This is a genomic window from Solihabitans fulvus (assembly GCF_008386585.1).
Classification (GTDB): Bacteria; Actinomycetota; Actinomycetes; order Mycobacteriales; family Pseudonocardiaceae; genus Solihabitans; species Solihabitans fulvus.
Map to the genome: position 1 here is coordinate 1 of NZ_VUOB01000120.1, position 8,150 is coordinate 8,150.

Here is an 8,150-nt window from a genome sequence, read left to right on the forward strand (position 1 = left end):
AACTCGCGGCGCCGCTCGCCGGCGAAGTCCTCCTTGGTCGCGACCAGCAGCTTGGCCTGCGGGTAGAGCTGGAGCCACTCCCGGCCGAACTGCTCCAGCATGTTGTTGGGCACGACCACCGCCGGCTTGGCCACCAGGGTCAGCCGCCGCATCTCCATGACGCCCATGACCATCTCGGCGGTCTTGCCCGCGCCGACCTCATGCGCCAGCAGTACCGACGGCTCGTTGATCATTCGGGCCACGGCGGCGACCTGGTGCGGCCGCGGGGAGAAACTCACCGCCAGGCCCGGCAGCGACAGCTCGACCTCGTCGTAGCTGCGCAACCGGATCCCGTTGAACAGCTCGTTGTAGGTGCCGGCCAGCCGCTGCGCCCGCGCGGGGTTCTCCCAGGCCCACTCGGAGAACCGCTCGGCCATCGCGTCGGCCTTGCCCTGGGCCTCCACGGTCTTGTCCTGGTTGAGGACCCGCTTGGTCTTCCCGCCGCCGAGGTCGTAGACGTCATAGACCAGCACCGGCCGCTGTTCCAGGAGGTTCTGGGCGATCCGGATGGCCGGCGCGAACTCGGTGCCCCACACCTGGGTGGCCGCCACGCCGTGGTTGTTGCCCCGCACCGCCCACACCGACGCGCCGGGGTGGTCCACTCGCACCGTCGTGTCCTGGAGGATCTCCTGGAGGAACTGCTGCACGTCCAGCGCGTCGATCCAGGCGGCGCCGAGCTTCGCGGCGATCTGCTCGGGTTCCAGGTCCGGCGGGATCACCTCCCGCAACGCCACCACGTTGACCCAGTACGGCGAGTCCTCGTCGACGCCAGCGTCTAGCAGCGCCCGCAGTGTGGCGCGCACGGTGCCGCTGAGGTAGTCGGCCGCGGCGACCAGCGCGCCGGTGTCGGGGTCGTCGAATACCAGCGTGCCCAGCTGGTGGCGGGCGTCGGCCTCGTCGGTGCCCAGCAGCCGGGCGATTTCGGCCAGGACCACCCCGCCGTGGGTGTCCAGGCAGATCGCCACGGCGTCGGCCGGGGTGTCCGCGCCCAGCCGAGGCTGACGGGGCGCGATGACCCGGACGGTGAACACGTCGGCCTTGGCGGCGCGCTGCGTGCTCGGGTCGAAGTTCTCCAGCGCGGCCAACGCCGGCGCGAAGGGGTCGACGCGGACCTTCGCCCACACCGGCGGCCGGACCCGTGACATCTTCTCCTCGCCGGTGTCCGGGTCGATCCGACCGGTGTGCCGCCAGGTGAACCGGTTGATCGGCCCGTACCGGTCCAGGTAGGCGTCGTAGCGGGTGTTCAGGCGCTGCCGTAGCCGGTCCAGCTCCGGGGTGTCCTCCCCGGTGGCGGCCTCGGTCTCCAGCAGCGCCACCACGGCGTCGCGGATCCCCAGCAGCGCCCGCAGCTCGCTGGCCTGCCGGTTCGGCACCTCGTACGGCGTCTGCTGGCCGTCCTCCACGCGCTGGAAACTGCCGTTGTCGCGGGCGGTGATGTAGCCCTCGCGGCGCGCGGCGACGCCGCCGACCAACGCCACCGGCCCCGCCGACCTCGTCGCGGCCTCGGCGGCCGGGGAGTACAGCAGGTTCTCCGCGCGGGCGTGCTCGACGACGCGGCCCAGGGCCGCAGCGAGGTCGGCGGGCACGGCGGCCAGGTCGGGGTGGTGCACGGCCAGGTCGTCGGCCCGGTACATCGCGTTGCCCGACTCGCCGGACCTCAGTTGGCCCAGCACCATCTCCGGGTGCGCGAGGAAGTACTCGCTGACCGGCAGGTCGACGCCGTCCACGTTCGTGCGCACCGCGTGTTCCCACTCCCCGGCGGCGGGCGCGCGGCCGGGTTCGCGGCGGCGCAGCACGAGCACGTCGGTCACCGCCCTGGTCCCCGCAGCCCGCTGGTGGGCGCCCGAGGGCAGCCGGACCGCGCCCACCAGGTCGGCCAGGCCGACCAGCTCGCGGCGCGCGGCGGGGTTCTGGGCGTCCAGGGTGTAGCGGGAGGTCACCGCCAGCAGCAGCCCGCCCGGCGCGGTCAGGTGCAGGCTTTTGATCAGGAAGTGGTTGTGGATGGCGTGGCCGGCCTGGTTGTGGCGTCGGTCGGTCAACGTGATGTCGCCGAAGGGCACGTTCCCGACGACCAGCCCGAAGGCACCCTCGGGGGCGCGGGTGGCGGCGAAGGACTCGGTGAGGATCTGCGCGTCGGGGTAGAGCGCGGCGGCAATCGCCGCCGAGGTCGGGTCCAGCTCCACACCGACCAGGTGCGCGGATTCCGGCGCCACGGCGAGGAAGTTGCCCGAGCCGCACCCCGGCTCCAGGACCCGGCCGCCGTCGAAGCCCAGCGCGGTCGCGGCCTGCCAGATGCCGCGCACCAGCGCCAGGTCGGTGTAGTGGGCGTTGATGGTGTTGCGGGCGGCGGCGCGGACCTCCGCCTCGGTCATCAACTCCCGCAGTTCCGCACGGGCCCAGTCCAGCCGCGCGTCGGTCTCGTCGAAGACCCTGGCCACCGCGCCCCAGCCCGACCAGCGGGCCAGCACCGCCTGCTCCTCGGCGGTGGCCGGCCGCTGCTGCTGCTGCAGCGCACGCAGCGTCCGCAGCGCGGCGAGGTTCGCGCGGAGACGGGCGATCTCCCCCGACGGGGCCAGGCCGTCCTGACTGGCGGGGCGGTACCGCGGCGCGGGACCCCGAGCGGGGTCGGCGGCCGCGGTCGGGATGGCTGGCTCCGCGGTCTCGCTGACCGGTTCCGCCGCGGTCTCGTCCACGACCGGCGGCGCGGTGGGAGGATCGGTGAGGATCTCGGCGAGCGCGGTCCCCTCGGCCGCCGCCGTGGAGACCCCTGACCGCACTAGCTCGCCGACCCGGTCCTGCCACGCCGTCTTGTGCTCGCCCAGCAGCCTGTCGCGTTCCTGCTCGACGGCGCGATGCACCTGGTAGGCGGTGGAGTTGACGTCCTGCTCGGTGGCGTCCTGGTCGGCCGCCAGGTACTCCCGGGCCGCGCGCGTGGGCGAGAGAGCGCCGGACATCACCCGCCGCACCAGCTCATCCCAGTCCGGCGCCGCCGGCGGCGTGGCGAGATCCTGCCGCTGCGCCGGCGCAGCGGGTTCCTCGGCCGCGGCCGGAGCGCTGGCGGTCAGGACGTGGTCGCCGGCCTGGTCTGGGACCGGCTGCGTGGTGAGATCCCGCAGCACCTGGTGGGCGCCGGAGAGGCGGCCCTCGGCCAGGCCGACGGTGGCGGCGAGCTCGTCCAGGCGCCGCGCCCAGTCGCGGTCCCGCTCGCGGGCCGGGACCAGCACCTGGTCGCTGGCGGCGTGGCGCGGGTGCCCCCACAGCGAGTACCGATCCCGGGTGTCGACCTGCTGCCAGCCCTGCCGAGCCAGGTAGGCCAGCACCTGGCCGCCGGTGATCGCCTCCAGGTCGGCTTGCGTGCGGAAGCGGGTGGGCGAGTCCGGACCGGCCACGTCGTGCAGGACCTGCTCGGAGATGGTGGGTCGCTGCTCGACATCGGCCACGACGTCGGCGACGTCGGCGAGCCGTGCGCCCCACCGTCGATCCGTCGCGGCCGGCAGCTCCACGAACCGGAAGCGCGGGTCGCCCTCGGGGTGTTGGTGGGTCCACAGCGACGCCGGATGGAGGTTGGACGCCTCCTCTGTCCAGCCGTGTGCCCGCAGGTAGGCCCGCACCTGCTCCTGGCTGATCGCGGCCAGCAGCTCCGAGGCGAACGGGTCCTGCCCCGGTGCGGCGACCAGGTCCGGCTCGACGATCGACGGCCGTGGGGGTGCTACTGGGGCGGGTTGTCCCGCCAGAACGGGTGCCTGGGATCCTCGCCGGTCGGGATCCACCCGGTCGACCGCTCCGCCGCCATCGGCTGGTCCTGCGGCTCGGTCTCGTCCAGCTCGCTGCCCGGCTCCGCCGGCAGCAGGACCACCTCGGCCAGGATCCGCTCCCGCGCCTGCTGCCCGATCGCGGTCAACCGGCCCAGCTTCTCCAGGTAGGACTCGTTCGGCGGGTCGTTCCCGGCCATCTGGTCGGCCAGGTCCGCGATCGCTTCCTCGGCTTCCCGCCCCAGGGTCGTGAAGAACGCCGTCGGGTCCGGGATCTGGCTGTAGCGGGCCGGCAGGAACCTCGCCCAGTGCTCCTGCGCCATCGTCCCGTACCGGTTCATCGTTCTCCCCTAGCGCCCACAGCGAATCAAGCGAGAGCTGGTTCTCGGAGACAGCGTTGCGACGGCGTCGTGCCATCTCAACACCTCCCCTGGTCGCTCGCACCAGGTCACCACAATGTGAGTTTCAGTTGCACTCGTGCTGTTGAGCATAAGCATGACCTCTCATATGTCAACTGGAGCTCACATAATAACAGTACCGATATTCACGATTATTTCAGTTTGAAATGAGATCATTCGGCCGGCGTGCGGCCGGCACCTCGGCTGATCGAGTCGAGATCGCCGACAAGGCTGCCGCTGACGGGCGCCGCCTGTGGCCGATCTCCGCCCTGCGCGGCAAGGTTGGCTCGTGACCGATCAGCCGACGGGTTCGGCATCCACCGGGTTCGACGCCGCCGTCGAGGCGATGATGCGGGCGAACCAGTCGAACTGGGACGCCCGGACGCCCATCCACGCCGCCAGCGCGTTCTACGGCCTCGACGGCAGCCGCAGCCCGTTCGACTGGTTCGCGGCGTTCGAATGGGCCGACCTCGGCGACCTGGCCGGGCGCGACGTCCTGCACCTGCAATGCCATCTGGGGACGGAGACGCTCGCGTTCGCGCACCAGGGCGCTCGAACCTGGGGCCTGGATCTGTCCGGCAGGTCCGTGGAGGAGGCCAGGCGCATCGCCCAGCGCGCCGGCCTCACGGTCACCTACGTCCAGGCGAACGTGTACGACGCGGTCCAGGCGGTGCGGGGACAGCGCTTCGACGTCGTCTACACCGGCAAGGGCGCGCTCTGCTACCTGCCTGATCTGCCGAGGTGGGCCTCGGTCGTGAGCGACCTGCTCAGACCGGGCGGGCTGCTCTACGTCGTCGAGTTCCATCCGCTGTTCAGCTCGCTTGGCCCGAAGCCTCCCCGCGGTGCGGGTCCTGAACTGTTGCTGCGCAACGACTATCTCGAAGGACGCGGCGCGCTGGAGCGCGGCGGAGCCCACACCTACACCGACGGCCCAGCCCTACAGGACGCGCCGGTGGCCTACGAGTGGGCGCACGGCCTGGGCGAGGTCGTCACCGCTGTGGCCGGCGCGGGGCTGCGGATCACCGCGCTGCGCGAGTCGGAGCTGCTGCCGTGGCCCCGGTGGGAACGCATGGAGCGAACCGACACAGGGTGGTGGCGGCTGCCCGAGGCTGATCCGCGAATCCCCCTGCTGTACGGACTGCGAGCGAGCAAGCCAGAGTAGGAGTGCTGGTGCTGGTGCTGGTCGGCGCAGCGCGCCGAGGCATGGGGCGTTCCCATGCGACCCGGGGTGCCGGTAAGGCTGCTGTCACCAGCCGCAAACGAGCGTGGATGCCCTGGTCCGGGGCCTGAACTCCCGAAGCTGACCCGAGCCGCAACGTAGGTTCGTCACGGTCGGCTGTCGGCGGCAGCCCGGAGCTTGTCGGCCAGTGCGGCAAGCTGGACAGCCGCAGCGGCCGGGTGGGGCAGTTCAGCGGCGGGGCGAACGGCCTCGGCAAGCTGATCGGCAAGGCTGGCGATGAAGTCGGGGCTGGGCAGCAGGCGTGCGGAGCGTTCCCGGATTCGCTGTGGCGTGTTCCAGTCCGGGAGTGCCGCGGCGGCGGCGCGCTCGGCAAGCTCGACGACCCGTTCGGACAAGGCGTCCAGCTCGTCCGGCGCGAGGGGATTGATCTTGCCGATACGCGCGAATTCCTCCCGTGAGGCCCCGGCCTCGGTCAGGCGGCCGTGTTCCAGTGTCAGGGCGGCCTGGCGGGCGAGCGGCTGGAGCTGGCGGAGGATCTCAGCGCAGACATCGAGATCGCGACTGCGGTCGTAGTCGAGCAGTGTCGGGTCCACTGCGACGGCGGCGGCGACGCGCTCCGCGGCCTGCTGTGCGCGGGCCCGCGCACGGTCCAGCGCTGGCTCCCCGCCCGGGATCTTGCCCGCCAGCTTCTCCATGTGCTTCAGATCGGTGGCGTTGAACATGGCTCCTCGTTTCGTGACACGTTCCGCGACAAGAGGGTCGGATGCGGCGTGCTCATGGGGTCGGCTCTTCCTGCGCGTCGGCGAGGTTGCGGTAGAGGCACGCGCGGACGCTATCGCCTCGCCCAATCAGGCCCCGGACCAGGGCATCCACGCTCGTTTGCGGCTGGTGACAGCAGCCTTACCGGCACCCCGACCCGGTGTCATTTATCCAAGCACGTAGCCCCAAACGGTCGTTTTCGCACTCGGTCGTTTTGGGGCTACGTGATCGCACCGCGAACGCGGACGATGGTGGTCAGGTCACCGGCGACCGGGTCGCCAGCGGTGTGCACGGTGACGCCGGGCTCGTCGACACCTGACGCTCACCGCGCTGCGCCGACCACCTTGTTCAGCATCACGTTGGGCGAGTACACAAACACGCCGGCGCGCGGGTCGTCGACGTCAGGTTCGGCGTCGCGTCGAACATCGGCGTCGCTGCTGGTCAGGTCCCGCACGGACAGGTGGCCTCCGGGGTCGTCGCCGCACGCGCCGGTGACCTCGTACACGGCCGGCGTGGCGTAGGCGTGCACGACGAGCCTGTCCCCGACCACGAGGTCGCTGATCGGGGTGGGACTGGTGGCCAGCGTGCCGAGCGGGGTGGTGTACGCGGTGATGGTCACGACGCGATCCTCTCGTCCTTGAGGATGATGCTCGGGGTGTGCTCCAGGCCGGTCTGAGGATCCTCCGTCACCCGCTCCTCATTCACCTGCGCGGACTTGCCGTACTTCTCGTTCTTGAAGAAGAAATCCAGCTTCATGATCGTTCCGTCCTGTCCTGGTTGGTGATGATCTCGCCGACGCGGCTCTTGCTCAGGCCGACCGCCTCGGCCAGCGCCAGAAGGCCGGCCATCCCTCAGGTGAGGGCGGCGGTCAGGGTTGCGGCGAGGACACCGGCGCCCAAGGGGACGAACCCGTAGAGCAACAGGTCGACCGCGCGGCGGAGGTGTTGGTAGCGGGCCAGCACCAAAGGTCCCTGGCGGTCGATCCGGGCTCGGTGGTAGCTGATCAGGGTCATGCCGTCGAGCTCGTCGGTCTGCCTGCCGCTCACGAAGGTGCCTCGCGTCGCAGCGCCGAGCTGAGGCCGGATGACGCGGCGCAGCAGCACGGCCACTGCGGCGATCCAACTCGCTGCGGCGGCCGCGAGGAGACCGGTGATCGCCAGGGCGGGCCAGCCGACGGCGTGCGACAGGACGACGCCGATGGCCGCGGCGGCGACGGTGGCCAGCGTCCCGGCCAGCGCGCCGACCTGGATCGCCTTGGTGTCGGCCCGCCCTTCCTGACGGCTGATCTCTGCTGCCTCTGCGGCGAGCACCTCAGCCAGATCGGGGTTCTCCGCCCCGGCGAACCCCGTCTCGGAGGAAGGACGGAAGCGACGCGCGAACTCGCCGGTGAGGATCTTCTTCGTGGACCGTACCCCTCTCGGCAACACGGTGTCTTTCATCGATCTCGCCTCCGTCGTCCTGGCCGTGCGGCCGCGGCGAGCGCGGTGACCTGCTCGATCACGTCTATCGGAGGGGCGAACAAGCCGAGTCGGCCGCGCCACTCGATCGAGACGATCCGGCGGGCGTCGGCGAGCATCCAATGCCAGCAGTCGGGCGCACCCCACTCCCGGCACTGCTCCCCACAGTGCACGGCGCCAGCCCGGTGGACGGCGACCAGGTTGACGACGGCGATGAACTCGCCGCGCGCCACCTCGGTGTCGTCGAGGCAGTGGCCCAGGCGGGAGCCGAACCAGAATCCGTCCCAGTCCAGCGTCTTTCCGGCGTGGATCGCGAGTGTGCCGCGCCAGTTGTTGGGTGGCTGCCACGTGCGGTTCTCGACCTGCTTGATGCCGTCCGCGATCCACTCTGACCAGGGTGGCCGGACGCTGAGCGCCTTGACCTCGACGGCGTTTTCGTTGGGGCGGCTCATGATTTGCTCGCGAACACTCGACGGCGGCGCCCGCTGCCCTTGCAGCGGCCGCACGCGCGCCACGCCGTACCGGTTGGGCTGAGGTGCTTGCCGCTGCCCTTGCAGCGGCCGCA

General features: G+C 71.3%; 8 protein-coding genes. 1 reads left to right on the forward strand and 7 read right to left on the reverse strand.

Going from position 1 to position 8,150, the window contains the following annotated elements; all coding sequences use genetic code 11:
• A partial coding sequence (locus F0L68_RS40435) for a DUF8437 domain-containing protein (RefSeq protein ID WP_223199580.1) occupies window positions 1-3,809 on the reverse strand: 3,809 nt, incomplete at its 3' end.
• Complete coding sequence (locus F0L68_RS40440) at window positions 3,749-4,132, reverse strand: TnpV protein (RefSeq protein ID WP_149855220.1); 384 nt, start codon at window positions 4,130-4,132, stop codon at window positions 3,749-3,751. The genes F0L68_RS40440 and F0L68_RS40435, both read right to left, overlap by 61 nt.
• Before the next feature lie 346 nt (window positions 4,133-4,478).
• Here F0L68_RS40440 and F0L68_RS40445 point away from each other — a divergent pair, with 346 nt between their 5' ends.
• The gene (locus tag F0L68_RS40445; RefSeq protein ID WP_223199581.1) at window positions 4,479-5,351 is read left to right on the forward strand and encodes a class I SAM-dependent methyltransferase; all 873 of its coding nucleotides are present in this window, start codon (window positions 4,479-4,481) and stop codon (window positions 5,349-5,351) included.
• 164 nt (window positions 5,352-5,515) lie between these two features.
• Here the strand turns inward: F0L68_RS40445 and F0L68_RS40450 are convergent, their stop codons facing one another.
• The 5 genes from F0L68_RS40450 to F0L68_RS40465 form a co-directional block, all read right to left on the reverse strand.
• The gene (locus F0L68_RS40450) at window positions 5,516-6,091 is read right to left on the reverse strand and encodes a hypothetical protein (RefSeq protein WP_149855221.1); all 576 of its coding nucleotides are present in this window, start codon (window positions 6,089-6,091) and stop codon (window positions 5,516-5,518) included.
• A gap of 359 nt (window positions 6,092-6,450) precedes the next feature.
• Window positions 6,451-6,747 (reverse strand): hypothetical protein, encoded by a 297-nt coding sequence (locus F0L68_RS40455; RefSeq protein WP_149855222.1) that lies wholly within the window; start codon window positions 6,745-6,747, stop codon window positions 6,451-6,453.
• Entirely contained in the window at window positions 6,744-6,884 is a 141-nt protein-coding gene (locus tag F0L68_RS42985) for a hypothetical protein (protein WP_188317107.1), read from the reverse strand. The genes F0L68_RS40455 and F0L68_RS42985 overlap by 4 nt, the downstream gene beginning before the upstream one ends.
• Before the next feature lie 95 nt (window positions 6,885-6,979).
• Window positions 6,980-7,567 carry a hypothetical protein gene (locus tag F0L68_RS40460; protein WP_149855223.1) on the reverse strand — a complete coding sequence of 196 codons (588 nt, stop codon included), beginning with the start codon at window positions 7,565-7,567 and terminating at the stop codon, window positions 6,980-6,982.
• Window positions 7,564-8,150 (reverse strand): ASCH domain-containing protein (locus F0L68_RS40465; protein ID WP_223199582.1); only part of this gene is annotated, 587 nt, incomplete at its 5' end. The genes F0L68_RS40460 and F0L68_RS40465, both read right to left, overlap by 4 nt.

What these genes read in the sequence shown, in the direction of transcription:
- F0L68_RS40440 (WP_149855220.1), bottom strand. Translation starts at nt 4,132, where the DNA reads ATGAACCGGTACGGGACGATGGCGCAGGAGCACTGGGCGAGGTTCCTG.
- F0L68_RS40450 (WP_149855221.1), bottom strand. Translation starts at nt 6,091, where the DNA reads ATGTTCAACGCCACCGATCTGAAGCACATGGAGAAGCTGGCGGGCAAG.
- F0L68_RS42985 (WP_188317107.1), bottom strand. Translation starts at nt 6,884, where the DNA reads ATGAAGCTGGATTTCTTCTTCAAGAACGAGAAGTACGGCAAGTCCGCG.
- F0L68_RS40460 (WP_149855223.1), bottom strand. Translation starts at nt 7,567, where the DNA reads ATGAAAGACACCGTGTTGCCGAGAGGGGTACGGTCCACGAAGAAGATC.